Raw genomic sequence first — 14,930 nt, 5'->3', positions numbered from 1 at the left:
GCACAACCCGAGCGTGTCGTCTCTTTAGAAGTCAAAGCGCGATCAGCGAATCACATTGCGGACAGCGATGGTCGAACGGACCAGCAGTTAGCGTCTACCTCGGAGTGACAACGTCTCTCCCACGAGACGATCTCGGATGCGCCGAAGGATCACGTGGCCGCTCTCCAGTAGTCCCAGGCATGCCGCTACCCCAGCTCGGCTACAAAACCGATCAGTGCGTCTTGCTCGACTTCGCGTGGCCGCAGGCCCCGGTCGGCGTGGCAGAAGAGTTACCGCTCGAGGATGCGAATACGATCAACAGCGCAGGCTGGATGATGTCTGTGGCTCGCGTCGAGCAGATAGTTCAGTACCTCAAAGCGAATGGAGTGCTGTAGTGCCGAATTTGGTAATTGCATCGAACAACAAGGCAATGCCCAAGCTCGATGGGTCCATCCGGCACAAGGTGTACGACTTCTTCGAAAAACTCAATGCTGACGACACGTCCGCCTCGCTGCATATCGAACCCCTCAATGCTGCTGTAGACGAGCGCGTCCGCACTGGCCGTGTCGACCTTCAGTTCCGCGCCATTCTCTTCAAGGTCGAAGACAAGGCAGGCAACGTCACCTACCTCTACATGGGAACTTGGCCTCACGACGAGGCCATCAAACTCGCTGAACGCTCCACACTCCGGGTCAACCCGATCAACAATGTACTCGAAGGCATCATCGGCGAACTCGACGGTCACGCCGATAGGAAGAAGCGCGTCGTTGTCCAAGACCCCAATGGCGACCTCGACCGAGCACTCAAGTCACACAGTGAAAGTCCTCCCTTCCTCGCAAATATTGGTTATTCGCTAGCGGACCTGACCGATCTTCTCGGCCTCGATGCCGGCATCGCTCAGCGTGCGATGCTCGCCACGGACGATTTCGAGATCACCGAGATCGCAGCCGACGCAATCGGCTGGCAAGGAAGCGCTCTACTCGATCTTGCCACCGGACTGAGCATCACCGATATCCGCGCGAAGCATGGATTTGACGAGACAGCAATCGATCCGGCACTCGATGAGGACGAGCAAATCCTCAAGGCTCTCGACCACCCCGCGACCAAGATGCAATTCGCGTACATCGAGGACAATGACGAGCTTCGACGGGTCATCGAGGGCGGCGACTTCGGTGCATGGCGCACATTCCTTCACCCCGAACAGCGTGCATTCACCGAAACAAATCGTCAGGGTGCATTTCGTCTGGCCGGTGGTGCTGGAACAGGTAAAACCGTCGTGGCAATTCACCGAGCACGCCATTTGGGAAAGACAGATGTCGACGCTCGCATCATTCTGACGACGTACAACGCGACACTCGCACAGGGCCTCAAGGCCGACATGCTCGCACTGGATCCTGACATTCCTACTCCCCCGAAGCCTGGGCAACAGGGCGTCTATGTAAACGGCATCGATGCGCTCGCGAAAGCGGTGATCGACCAAGCCGGTGACCTCCGGCCTGCGTGCAAGGGCGTGCTGGGGAGGGCAGACGCAGAATTCGGACCGGTGCGAACAAAGAGCAGCAACATGTGGCGGGAAGTTCTGCAGAACACTGACACTGACCTCGATCCGAATATCGCAAACCCATCATTCCTGGAGAATGAGTATATTGCCGTGGTCCTCGGGAACAAGGTCACCTCGTTGGAGCAATACGCAAAGGTCGCCCGGCCGGGACGCGGGGTTCGATTGAGCCGACCTCAGCGCATCGCGGTGTGGACGCTCGTCGAGACCTACCGTAGGTACAGTCAGACGGAAGGCACGATCAGCTTTCCCGAAGTTTTGGCTCTGGCAGCGGAGCACCTCCGTCAGCGGGCCGAAGCAGGCTACGGAAATCTAGCCGACCACGTCATCGTCGATGAGGCCCAGGACCTTCACGCAACTCACTGGGCACTTCTTCGTGCGCTTGTGGCAGAGGGGCCCAACGACCTGTTCATTGCTGAAGACTCACACCAGCGAATCTACGGACAGCCAGTTGTGCTGGCGCGCTTCGGCATCAAGATCGTCGGCCGCTCTCGGAGGCTCACGTTGAACTACCGTACGACCGCCCAGAACCTGCATTTTGCAGTTGGAATTTTGTCAGGTGCTGAGTACAAGGACTTGCAAGAAGGCGAAGAAACGACGAAGGACTATCGTTCTGCCCGCTCGGGGCCAAATCCAGAGCTGATCAAGTGTGCAAATCAGACCGAAGAGTTCGACACTGCTGCTGCCCAGATCAAGAAGTGGATCGCGGCCGGAGTCGAAGATTCCTCTATCGCCGTCCTCACGCGTAGCCAGGATGACCGCGACCGATTTGTTCGCGGTCTCGGTGAACGGGACGTCGATGCCCGCGCGTTAGACAAGAGTGTGGCCTCCCTCGGACACCCCCAGGTTCTCACGATGCACCGCTCGAAGGGCATGGAGTTCTCGCGGGTCATTTTGTCGGGCATCGATGACAAGAATGTGCCCTCGGTTGCAACCCTACGATCTGTACCTAAAGAGGAGAAAGCGGAGGCTTCGCTGCGCGAGCGTTCGCTACTGTACGTTGCGTCGAGCCGCGCCCGAGATGAGCTCATCGTGACCTGGAGTGGACAGAGGTCCGAGCTCCTCAGCGCTGGCTATGAAGAGAGAGGCACCAGTGTATGAGCTTCGTTTAGTCCGTCAGGCTCGGTCTTGCTGACGGAGTAAACGCAGCGAGCTGCTCACAGCTCAGATGATGAATTAGCCATTCACATCAAGTGGCTAGTGATTCGAACCGATTTTCAGCGCCCTTGGCATACCCACCTGAACCATTAATGGTCGACGCTGATCTCACCATAGATGTTGTTCACTACCAGTGCATCTGCGATAACAAGGTCGCCAACAACCAGCTCGGGGCACATTTGCGCGATCTCGGCCCACTGTTCTAGAACGCCTGGAGTGGCCAGATTGTCCCCCAGGTCGTGCGCCTCGAGTCTGCACAGGCACGCAGCTGCGAATGAGTACACCGCCGCCGCAAACCAATTAAACCGCGGCTTGGGGAGTCGCTCGAAAATCGCGATTCGCTCCATCAGCGCCATATGCGGCACAGACGCAACAAACTCGATCTCACCGGCCAGGTACTTGACCTCCGCCATCAATCGGACGATCTTATTCACTGCAAATTGATCGTTGCTCATAGTCACAGCGGACAGCACCGATGACCAGCGAGCCGAGTAGCTCCCGATGTGTTTATTGAGCAGGCGCAGATCGACATGCAGCAAGCCAAGTTCCGCAGTGGACTGTTCAACCAACTCATCGACGGCCGAGTCCAGCTCGTCGCCATGGAGCGTTATGGCTTCGCCTCGAAATACTAGACCCTCGAGTTCCGGGCCGCCGGAGCTCCTGAGTGCGGCTCGAGACGCAGTTGCTGCGTCTCCTCCCGCGCCCCCGGTTACGCCGGCCAGGGCCACCAGACAGCGCACCCACGAGGGCCCACCGCCGGAAGATTGAGCAGACAATTCGCGAAACTGTCTGCGTACCAGCTCAGATCGAATCAGAGACGCGACAACGTCCCCCCGCAGAACGTGCCCTGAGGGAAGAGCCTCGAGCGCTAGCCGGGGAGACGCGAGGAGCACTCGCACCAGCTCGCGGTACATTTGCGATTCACGCACATTGTCCAGGTGGTCGGCCTGCCGTATCAATATTGACCAAATATCCGGAAGAGTACTTGCACCCATCGGCGGACGGCCTCCCTCGACGAGATACCGGGAAAGTCGTTCGCGCCCCTTGTTGTGATCACGGCGCCACCCAGACTGCTCCACAACTACAGCTCGGCTCCCCGGTGCTACCGGCGTCGACCCGCTGCCCGAAGTGTCGCGAACGTATGTTTCGATACGAATCGGGCCGGCTTCGACGAACGCACGCGGTAATTCGATCCGATCGGAATCGATCAGGACTACTTCGGGAGGCTGCCAGGGCGCAGTTTCCCACCAAAGGCAGGCAGCACGGCCGTCCTGACGCCTGAAACCCCCGAAAACCAGAAACTTCCCATCAATCGATACAGATAAATCCTCCGCTGGCGGGTCACCGATCTCGGCGATGACGAACCGTTGAATCTGCCCCGTCGTATTCACAAGAACCGCAGTGAGCTGGCTCCAAAGCACGCGCCGCGCAGCATCTGTAAAAACCCGCAGATCGACCGTGCACACACCTTCTGAATTAATTGTCGGAACATACCATTTGGTGGATTGACCATCCGCTTGAAGCTCCACGCGAACCGCCGTACATCCCGGCAGGTTCAGCATCAGATTCGGTACCTCATCGAGGCTCTCTGCCTCAAGTTTTGCGACACTGCTCCTCCACCGCACGACATCCCCACGCTGACCGAAATATGTTGAAGCGTGGGGCGGAGTAAGCACGAGCCGAATAGCTAATCTCGCACCTCGAAATTCGACGACCTTACTCATCTTTCCCACATCGAACTCGACAGAATCATGCTCGGCAGACAGAGCGCCCGAACAAGAAATGAGTGTCTTACATGAACCGGCCCCTTGGTGAGATTCCGGAACACGGATCCATGCGGAGTGGCTGACCTGCACGCCCTCCAACAGAAACACGGGATACTGCAAGCTCACGCCGGAGGGGCCAGACACGAGAACCTCGAACATACCGAAAAGTTGGAGTCCAAGCTTCTCAAAAGGATCGACCGGGTGAGCAATCGCGGACCCCAGACGAAGCACAGCAACGTTGTCGTCGTTGGCGTTGCGGACGCGGATCTCCCAACCTTGTTCGGAAGCCTCATCGCGTCGAGGAAGTTCGATCATAGGCCGACGCCCATAGACCGCCATACCGCTGCTGGTCGTCAACCCGACTATTCGATCTCTGTAAATCAACGTCGGCACTTCCACGGAGCGCACCCCGCGCAACAGCCCACGGTGGACTCCATCCACAACTTGCAGCGAAGTACACCTAGAGAGATCGAACAGGGCAGCTCTCCACGCGGACCACCTATAGACCGCTCCCAGTTCCAAATACGGACTCAGCTCAGTTTGCGAAACCGCATCTTCTAGAACTGCGCCCACTGGAAGTAGGGCGTAAACCTCGCCCTTCGGTACGGACGACTGATTCGCAATCCAAGATCCGCTTCCACCGTCGAACAGCAAAAGCGGATCCGCACGACTTACGGCTGTTCTCACCCAAGTCCGTTCCGAGGACGCATCCTCGATCCTAATCTGCTCGAAAGGCCCAGGCAAAGCTTCCTCGTGTGGTCCCACCTCGTCGAACATCTGCTCAACAACGACAACATCGTGGACCCGCCCATCGACACTCACAGACCACAACTCGTCTTGTCTACGGCGGGGCAGCGCCACGATCACCTGATTCTCCAAACTGTCGAACAACAGTCGAGGAGGAGTTTCCGACGCAAAGGTCAGAACCTCAGTTTCAGACTCAGCACCACCTTCAGAAAATTTCCAAAGGGCCGCAGCCATTCCGTCGGCCAGAATCCTTGGCACCTTCGCCAGCAGGTTGTCTCGCACCTGATCCACACGCTCGCCCGAAAAGGATCCGTCGATCGCCCTCACAAACGCGTCTAGGACATCCAGTGCGAACTCGCCGCCATAGTGGAAAAAATTTCGCACCGGTTTGTCCAGTGAATTCTGCCGGTACTCCTTACCTGGAGCCCAGAGCCACTCAAAGACAGCGGAGCCCGTGGCTCGTCTACCTCTTCTGAGGTGCTCGACGACAACGCCGACAACATCACTCATGCAGTGGGAAGGCAGACCCGCGTGCATGCCGAGCATCTGCACAGGTTGGATTGACGCCACGGACCTCAGACCAAAACCTTCGACCAGTCGGTTCACAGATGATCTGAGCTCGTTCTCGAAGACTTGTTTTCGCTCCTGACCCATATCGATCCAAAAGCTCTCCCAATACCGGCCCGAGTCGTACGACAAAGCCGCATGCCCAACGAGAATGGTTAAAGTCAGTGCTGGAAATTTGGCGATCAGCTCTGATGGTTTCATCCCCTCTGCCCGCAGTCGAGCCACGGCCGCGCCATAGAAAGTTTGCAATCGGTGGATATCCGACTCAGAAAAATTGCTCTCGATAACAAGATCGACGTCGGCTAACTTTCTCTGCGCCGAACACTCCTCCTGCTCTAGCCATTTCGCCAGCTCATCCGACATTGTCGTCACCCTGCTAAGAGCTTTACCAACTCGTCGACATCCACCCGTTCCAGATGAAGAATTCGGTAACCATGTTCCGACATCCAGCTATCTCGGTCTACGTCATCAGTGTCCATAATCGCGAGATTCGCATCAGCCCAGAGGACCTCGACGGGCCATGCGCCATCGCCAACCTCGACACCGATCTCTGGAACGCGCACGTTGGCCTGAGCTAGCTGAGAGAGCAGCGGCCGAGCTTCGAGGGCTACCAACTCAATCACTTTCTGCCACTCGATCGAGAGACCTCCAGCCACAGATATTTGACGGAAGATCGTCAGCGCTCCGCCTCTAGTCAGTCGGTCGTGATAGCGGGCATTTCGGTACGCCCGTAGACACCCATAGCACGACGTCTCTTCACCACAGTCACACGAGTTGAGCCTTTCTACAGCGCCTTTCAAGACAACCTCAAGGTTCTGGGCGATCTTCTTGCTGGCACCGGCACCGGCGGGAACTGTATCGAAAAGGACGATGCTTCGACGTCCGTCAGCCGTCCAAGACAATGTGCCATCTATGTCATCGCGGCTGATTTCGAGGACTTTCGATGCTCCTTCGAGGAGCGCGTAGAGCACCGACAGCCATCTGGCCTCTGTCTCCTTGTCGTAGGCCACATTGCCAAACGTGAATTCGGCAACGTCCGTTTGGTATCGGTGCGCAAGCGACACCAACTCCAACGGCCCTTCACACGGCCGGCCGGTCATCGGCCGATCGTGCACTCGAACCGTCCGCCGCCCAACATAGGGTGCCGCCCATCCACACCATTTACAAGTAGTGAAGCCAGCTCCTTCACCCTCCGAAATGACTGCCATACTCGCTCGAATTCCAGCCTTAGCTGCGACGGCGATACCGCCGGTTGACTGCCACGTGAAGGTATCGACGACCTCACCGATGTCTTCCACGTAGCTCGCCCCATTCCACCTACGTTCAGGCGGCGCCGTGCCCACATCAGTCGCGGTTCGCTCTGCGACGAACCCGTACTCTGGAATGATGAACTTGCGGGTCGGCGCGGGCGGCTCCCCGCATTTGGCGCACACCTCAGCTGTACCCAGCACGTGGTCCGCCTCGAAATTATTGCAACTCTTACATACCCGATACTCGAAATGCTCGAGTTCACGCTTGGGGATCCGATGTATGCCGCCGGATGTCCACACCTTGCCCCCAGCGACGATCTGGTTTCCGGGTGCATAGTCGTAAATCGCTTGACTCAGGTCTCGCGACAGCTCTAACTTCGAGCCGATCGGTTCTTGGCAATGCAGTGTACGAAGTTCTACAGTATCCACAGGAAAGCCATACTTCGGCAGTACATTCTTGTTCGCAAGATATCCAAGAAGTTGGCGCTGATCGATAGTACGGAGGGTTTTCTTGAGCTGATCCGCCAAGCGGAACTCTTCGGACTTCTTGGCATCTTCAATGAGTTCACGAAACACCTGGAAGTCGTTTTCAACTTCTTGCTCAACCGTATCCAGCAAATTGCAAAGATAGTTCACCCATTCCCCAGAATCGATGCCGATTTCGTCCTGTACCTCAGGAGGGAGAATCCGCAGCAAGTCTTCGTTCATTTCGCGCGGCACAGGGGTGAGAAATGATCTAACCAGCGAGGCGGGCGATTGAACGGCGTCCGATGGTGAGCGGAAAAACTCTCCGGCCTGCTTCCAGGGCAGACCCGTCGCCTCGAACCCATGGCGGAAGTATGCGGCTAACGCAACGGAATGTGCGTGCCGACGGCCGATCCGCTCATTTTCGATGGGGATCCACGGAATCCGCATATGCCCGTTGATCATCGACTTTGGGTCTTGAAATTTGGCGAGATCGTGTGAGCTTCGATTTGCATACGTGAGAACCAGTGCAGCAGAGGCTGCACGGCGTCCTGCGCGACCCGCGCGCTGAACATAGTTGGCCGTCTTCGGTGGCATATTTCGCATCACCACTGACTGGAGATCGCCGACGTCCACACCGAGCTCGAAAGTGGTAGAACACGATAAAACGTTGACTTTGCCTTGCACGAAGTCACGCTGTATCTCGGCTGCCTCGTGCGCAGTCCACTGAGCAGTGTGCTCCATCGCAGATAGCGGCGCAGGATTTAGGGTCCCGTACAAGTTGCGGTAGTGGTTCGTATCCTCGTCTACAGATGGAATTACGTACGGCACAAGTAGACCAGGACAGCTGCTATTCGGACACACACCGTGCACCGAGAATGGCGTCACACGCCGGCAGGTATTGCACCGAAGCCAGCCGCAGTCGAGCCCATTGCGAACCCTCAGTAGGGTGTGATCAATCTGGTAGGCGTCTGCCTCGAACTTGTCGGGCTCGTGCTTAACGTATCCATGCTCCGACAGAAAGCGCCAGCACCCGTCCAACACCTTCGTTGGATCGGCATTCGAAGCTAAAGCCAACAACACCTTCGAGACGAAACGGACACGGTTGTTGGTCGAGTGCTTCCCACTAGGTAGCCAAGAAATTACTTTTGTCTTGGAATTTGATCCGATTCGCGTAATGCGGATCCGCATATTCCGAGGCTCGAACCGCTCACTCCGGATGTCTACTTCGTCCAAGAGATTGACGGCACCCTGGAGTCGAACTGTTTTGAGCAACTCGTCAAGAAGGTCCCATGCTTGCGCTTCTGACAAGCCTAGACCGACAAGAGCTCTCGGAGGATCGACGCCACGCTTCCTTGCGATAGCGACTCGCATCAATCCCAGACCTTCCAAAGACTGTTTGTGATCCATCGTTACGAGTTCGCCCATGACCCACTCGTTCGCAGCTTTCTCAAGCGCAACCCGGCCGACACTCTCCGAAAAGTGATGCGCGTCTTTTGCCTTCTTACGCGCAACTATCCCCAGGTCCTCCAAAGTGAGATCTTCATCGGCATATTTTTTGTCGCGCATGGCCATAGTGAGGTAGCGACGTTCGAGGAGCCGGCTGTACGTGCGAGCAAGGTACGGCGCAGCAAAGGCGGCCGCCTGCCGAGAGTCGGAGAACATCAACAACTTACGTCCCTCACCTACCTGTTCTCGGCTCGGCCCGGACTCAGCCGGAGGTAGTTGTTGGTAAAGGGCTGTTGTGATGACAGCTGGTGCCGCATTGACATCGGTCCGTAGTCGTCTGATCAGTTGCCTCGCGCGCGCACCGCATTCGGTACAGGTACTCATGGCCTTCTTCGTTCCACGGTGTTCACGCACGCGCTTGGTGGGGCCGCCAGGGCAATCGGCTACCGGACAGATTCCTTCCGCGTCTGTCAGCAATCCGCAGCCAGCACAGAGATATCGCACCCCGGCGTCGTCCTTTACTTCACTATCCGCAAAGGTTTCCTCGTCTTCGTCGATGCTGGCATTCGAAGCGTCGGTGAGAACCAACCATTTGACCGACGCATCATTTCGAACAGTCGGAACGAAGAATTTTCCGTTCTTTCGGATATCAACGTCGCCAGCGAGGTGCACCGCGCCGCAACGCTGACAGGTTCCGAACTCGAACATAGCTCGCTTCGATACGGGGTCAATCTCGTGTCGTCCGAGCAATACGGTTGGTCCGTCATCGCCGAAGCTGACAAACGCGCCTTCGGTTGCGCGCACGAACATGTGGTACCGAGCTGAGAGCACCGGATTTGCACTGCTGTCGGTAACTGACGATCCCAGCGCAACCAGTGATTGAAGCTTCTGATCCGCAGAAGTATCAGAGGGCCAGAGCCGCTCAGCGAGTGCAAAGGCGTCAATCGGCCCATCCGACAGCGCCTCGCGGAGTGCAGTAATCGTTCTTTCGGTGTGAAGCGCTTCCGCCACGTCATTGTGGTGCGTGCGCATGGCGATTGCACTGTGTTCGGCGGCTGGTAACGCCCACTCGACAATCTCATCGTCGGTCATCTGCCAGGAAGCAGGTTCCATCCGCTTCAGACGAGTAGGTGTGACAAGGTCCTGACGAGCTTTATCGCCGGGAACGAACTCGAATTCTGCATTGAACAAGTTTCGAGCGAATGTCATGGCTTCGTCCGGATCGCCATCCAACGAGGCCGACGTTGCAATGCACTGGAGGGCCGTCTCAGGCGCGACTCGTTGTCGCAATCGTCTGAGCAGCAGTGCTACCTCGGACCCCTGCGCACCGTCGTAGACGTGCGCCTCATCCAGCGCGATGAAACGCCAATGTCCTGAGGATGGGCCGTCGAATAGATCGAGATCCGCAGGCCGAAGCAGCAGATACTCGAGCATCGCGTAGTTCGTGAGAAGAATTTGAGGTGGAGTTGATCGCATCTCTTCACGACTGAAGAGCTCGTTCGGTAATGGTTCTTCGCCAGGATTTGAAGACTGGAAGCTATTTGCAGCCTTGGCAGCAGATTCCAGAGTCTCACCGGTGTATCTACCAAAGGTGATGTCCGGCAGGGTCTTCAACAGATGACGAAGGCGCTTGAGCTGATCGTTGGCAAGAGCGTTCATGGGGTACAACAGCAAGGCGCGAACACCGGGGCCGAGAGTGCCGGCTTCCCGCTCGGAGATCAACGAATTGATGATCGGCAGCAGAAAGCTCTCGGTCTTTCCTGAACCTGTTCCGGTGCTGACCACAATGTTTCGACCAGACACGACTTTGCGGATGGCCTGCTCTTGATGCTCATAGAGCGGCCTGTTGAGAGTGGTCGAGTTTGGGAAGATATCCGCTAAGCCCGGTCTGAGAACGCCTTCTGCGATCAGATCAGGCAGGGACTTACCTGGCGCGTAAGGAGGAGTTAGTTCCAGTAGCGGCCCCTTCGTCAGCAGGCGGGTGTCGTCGATCGCCTCGTCGAACGCATTCGCTAGTGCCGGGTCGCTTGGTCCGAGCAATGTCTTCAAATATCGTTTGTAGCTACCGTCGATCTGTTCAGCTGCCGCTAGGGGATCCAGGCGATCCGTCATCTGTATTCTCCGATCAAATCACCATGGCTGGCGTGGGTTGCTAAGGCTTCGGCGATCAGCAAGTCGGTCATGACAAGACCAGGGCACATTCGAGCGAGACGCGCCCAGGATTCCTGAAAGTCAGTGGTGAGCGGCGAGTGGCGGAGCAATCCGTGAGCATCCATCCGCGCGAGGACGGCCATGGCCAATGATTGCAGCGGCATCAACATCCAGCGGTTCGCCGTTGTATCGACACCGTCCAGCTTCTCGTTCCGAGCGGTGACCTCTCGATGTATCTGGCCGCGAGTCCGCCGGATAACATCCAGTGCGCGCACGGTCGCCGAGCCAAACGAAGGCGACCAGCCCTCACGAGTCCAGTCATCGCGCGCGTGGAATGCGTCGATAACTGCACTGACCCGTGTATCGATATCGAGCAGTGCGCCGGGCACAAAGCGTGCCTTCTCGATTATTTCTTCCACTCTGGACGCAGGAAGGGCATCGAACATCATTGTTTGACGATCGAAGACACCCTCGTAAAGTTCGCGGGATTTTCCATGGCTGAGGACTTCTATCAACGTGATGCCGCCTTTATCCTCCAAATAGTCCAACGTCTGCGTTCTCTCCCCGCCGACATAGTCACGTCGTTCGTAAAGGGAGGGCAGATCTGCCATCTCGACCATGCAACCGACCCAAGGATTTGGATGCAGATCGTTCAACGTCGATTCAGACGCAAAGCTGCGGAAGACGAGTCCGGTTCGTATCAACAGCGACATCATCTCCGGCAACGGAATGGTGCTGTTTCCCAGGGCTTCCAGAGCGGCACGCGAATTCTCCCCAAGGATCCGGCTGAGTGCTGACCTCAACTGCTGGGTGTGTACGTCCTCAGACTCCAGAGGCAAGAGGGCGAGGGCCGACCATACCTCTGGCATATTGATAGCCCCCGACGGCGCAGGCCCAGCTGCAGCTAGGAAGCGTGCTAAATTGTCGCGTCCGCGATCCTCGTCTCTCATCCAACCGGTCTGAAAGACCTCGATCGCGAACGTGTCGGGCCACGAAGGAGGAGTGATCGAGACCCACGGATCGTCTACGAACACCTGGGTCAGCAGAGGGCCCGCATTCAGATAGTCCGGTGGTATCTCAGCCTGTCCGTTCGCGACGGCGACCGTCTGCACTTGCCTCCATGGAGCTGTCTTCGCCCAGATGTTGACAGCAAGATCTTCTTCGTCCGCGGGGTTCTCGAGAATCAAGCAAGCACCGCTCACCTGTGCACCGGTACACAACGCGGTGGGCCGAACGTGCACGAGAACTATCTCGACGGTTCGTCCCTGCTCGTCATCGACCAACGCAACAATCCGACACGAACCGGCAGAACGCACGGCGTCGTAGAAGATGCGACTCGAGGTCTGAAAGTATTCATAGTGAGGCGTATTCGGCGTGACGTCCTTCAGCAGCCTGCCGTTCTCGGTCTTCAACTGAAACACAGCCGCTTCTGCGCCTGGAGCGTGCAGCGAAATGTCGCGGTCCGCTTCCAAGTCCGCCGGTGCCAGAACCGCTGCGTGACTGAGCCACAGCGCCGGCGTGCCGACGACATCGGCACGAATCTGCAAATAGGGAGGGGTCAATCGCAGCCGATGGATCAGGGAGCCCTGAGTGATGGTTACCAGCTTGTCGCGGTCCGTGACAGCGAAGTCGATTAACGGCTTCTCAACACGGAGGTCCCACTCGCTACTGGTAGTCGCTGTTACCGGCTCCAAACCGCCCTTTACTGGGCACCGGAAGGGACGACTGTATTCGACTTCGATGCCCTCCGCATAGAACGCTTGTTGTCGGATGTCTGACCCCACGGGACCCGCAACTTGAATCTCGTAAAGACCCAGCACGGCGTCATCGATCCCTACAAAAGGATCCATGACCTGCTCTTCGTCTTCGCCCTGAACTTCAGTGTCGACCAGCCACAGGGCTGAGTCGGAACGTCGTATCCTGATCCGCCATTCGACTGGTTGCTGGCCGGGGTTCGCGGGCAGGATGATTTCGGGTCTCGACCCGTACACGGTCAAACCGTTCAAAGTCTGAAGTCCTGCCGACGGGGTTCCATGCTCGAACTCCGGAGCTGTTGGTTCACGAATCTCACGAGACGCGCCTGCTGTGTGTACACCGTCCCGCTCCAGAGCAATCCCGCGAGAACCCGACAAGTCGAATTCCGCTACGACCCATCCGCGCCATCCGGCCGGCGGAAGGACAGGTCCGGATGGCTCCAATTTATCGCCGGTGCTGGCCTCGACCACGACAGAGTCCACCGGCATCAGAGCGAGCACACTACTTCTGGGCAGAGTTGTGTGTTTTGGGATCCAACGTCCATCAATGTCGAAGATCAGGAGTGGGTCTCGCTTATCTACGACCGGCAATTGAACTCGTTCGCCGCTAGCTAGGTGTTGCATCAGAATTTCGCGTACAGGGCTCTGCACCGGCACCACAGTGGGCGGATGCTCATCACCGGCCGGCACTCCCCACCCTGGCTCTGCAAGAACCTCAACAGTCTCACCATCGAAAGAGAGACGCCACGGCTCCATCGGGGTCAGCTCTGGGTACGGCACCTCCACAACGACCTGCCGATCGAGCGGTATATATGCAATACTCGGCTTCCGCATTCGGCGCTGTCTAGAAATTGCCCCCTTCGTGCCACTCCCAAAAGGCCGCTCCTTCAACAATTCTATAAGTCGGTCCAGTAACAGAGTTGGAAGACCAGTGGTGGCGGTCTCGAGATCGATCTCGGACGCGGACCAGTCCTCGGTCTGTGCGGTAAATGCAATGAACTCGATGATGCGGTTGATGACATCAACAGCCAGCTGGCCACCAAATTGGATGAAATTTCGAACCGGTACATCGAGATTGTTCATCCGGTGCTTTTTACCTGGCTCATGCAGCCACTCAATGACCGCAGCACCGGTCATCTCAGTCCCGCTGACCAGACGTTGCTCCAAAAGCACAACGATATCCCCCATGCAGTACACGGGGAACGCCGAATGCAAGGCCATCAGCTGGACGTAATCATTTTTGAGCTCAGGGAAGTCCCGTAGGCCAAACCGCTTCAACAGGGGCCGAAGGGCCCTGCGAAGGGACTGTTCGAACAGCTGATCGCGTTGGAGGTTCAGCTGGAGAAAAAATTCGTTCCAGTATCGATGCTGCTCGTACCCTAAACACGCCTGACCTGCCAAGATGGCCAAAGTCAGCGCTGGATAGCGCGTGATGATCTTGTCCGGCGGTACCGCCACTCTTAACATCTCAGCTGCTTGTCCGCCGTACATCGTCTGAAGGTCACGCAGTTCGTTCTCGTCGATGTTGATCTCGACCACCAACGATGCCTTCTCCAGTCGGCGTCCAATCTCGAACTCTTTATCTGACAACCACTCCCTGCGGAACGTCGACCCATTCATCGAACCGTCCCCCCTCCTCGTTGTTGAGCCAAACTGTGCCAGACACGCGACATGAAAGAGACAAAGTCGACAATCTGACTACGCTGACGAACTACATACCGTGTTGTCGGTCGGCGACTGCAAACCATTACGTGTTGGGCGCTTCGCCTAATCTGCGTCCCGTCTCACCCGTTGAGCTGATCAGTTGACCTCCCCGCCTCCTGCTCCGACGACTTCACCCCACTTCGCAAGGCTCGCGATGACTAAGAGCCTGAGGTTCATCTCCGCCGCCACCTGCGACAACGTGCGAGGCTTCGCACCGTCGATGCCGTACCGCCTCATCAAGACCGAGGTCTATCGCGCATCGATGACCGCTGTGAACCGCAGAATCCCATCGAACTCATCCGGTGTCCCGTAGTGAGCCTCGGGCAGGACCTCCTCACCGTCCGAGTCCAGACTGGCGTGTCCCCAGTGGGACGGGGGTGGC

At 57.2% G+C, this 14,930-nt stretch carries 6 protein-coding genes; 3 read left to right on the top strand and 3 right to left on the bottom strand.

The features are described 5' to 3' along the window. Window positions 1-179: 179 nt before the first annotated feature. On the top strand, window positions 180-374 hold the full coding sequence (locus CH251_RS21575) for a hypothetical protein (protein WP_094614998.1): 195 nt from the start codon (window positions 180-182) through the stop codon (window positions 372-374). Continuing rightward, a complete protein-coding gene (locus CH251_RS21570) occupies window positions 374-2,638 on the top strand; it encodes a 3'-5' exonuclease (protein WP_094614997.1) in 2,265 nt (754 codons plus the stop codon). The genes CH251_RS21575 and CH251_RS21570 overlap by 1 nt, the downstream gene beginning before the upstream one ends. A gap of 146 nt (window positions 2,639-2,784) precedes the next feature. On the opposite strand, the gene CH251_RS21565 is transcribed toward CH251_RS21570, so the two are convergent. From CH251_RS21565 to CH251_RS21555, 3 genes are read right to left on the bottom strand one after another with little or no spacing between them, the layout of a single operon-like run. Then, window positions 2,785-6,138, bottom strand: a complete 3,354-nt coding sequence (locus CH251_RS21565; RefSeq protein ID WP_143537877.1) for a hypothetical protein — start codon at window positions 6,136-6,138, stop codon at window positions 2,785-2,787. A 5-nt stretch (window positions 6,139-6,143) separates the two neighbouring features. Continuing rightward, window positions 6,144-11,051, bottom strand: coding sequence for a DEAD/DEAH box helicase (locus CH251_RS21560; RefSeq protein ID WP_094614995.1), 4,908 nt, complete (start codon window positions 11,049-11,051; stop codon window positions 6,144-6,146). Next, window positions 11,048-14,464, bottom strand: coding sequence for a hypothetical protein (locus tag CH251_RS21555; protein ID WP_094614994.1), 3,417 nt, complete (start codon window positions 14,462-14,464; stop codon window positions 11,048-11,050). The genes CH251_RS21560 and CH251_RS21555 overlap by 4 nt, the downstream gene beginning before the upstream one ends. Before the next feature lie 238 nt (window positions 14,465-14,702). Between CH251_RS21555 and CH251_RS27605 the strand changes: the two genes are divergently transcribed. Next, window positions 14,703-14,861, top strand: a complete 159-nt coding sequence (locus CH251_RS27605) for a hypothetical protein (protein WP_179273528.1) — start codon at window positions 14,703-14,705, stop codon at window positions 14,859-14,861. The last annotated feature ends 69 nt before the right edge of the window (window positions 14,862-14,930 follow it).

Source organism: Rhodococcus sp. 06-462-5 (assembly GCF_002258315.1).
Taxonomy (GTDB): Bacteria; Actinomycetota; Actinomycetes; order Mycobacteriales; family Mycobacteriaceae; genus Rhodococcoides.
This window is presented reverse-complemented; position numbering and strand designations above follow the sequence as displayed.

Bases quoted from the DNA above. Each gene is read 5' to 3' on its own strand.
- CH251_RS27605 (WP_179273528.1), top strand. From the start codon at position 14,703: ATGACTAAGAGCCTGAGGTTCATCTCCGCCGCCACCTGCGACAACGTG.
- CH251_RS21575 (WP_094614998.1), top strand. From the start codon at position 180: ATGCCGCTACCCCAGCTCGGCTACAAAACCGATCAGTGCGTCTTGCTC.
- CH251_RS21555 (WP_094614994.1), bottom strand. From the start codon at position 14,464: ATGAATGGGTCGACGTTCCGCAGGGAGTGGTTGTCAGATAAAGAGTTC.
- CH251_RS21560 (WP_094614995.1), bottom strand. From the start codon at position 11,051: ATGACGGATCGCCTGGATCCCCTAGCGGCAGCTGAACAGATCGACGGT.
- CH251_RS21565 (WP_143537877.1), bottom strand. From the start codon at position 6,138: ATGTCGGATGAGCTGGCGAAATGGCTAGAGCAGGAGGAGTGTTCGGCG.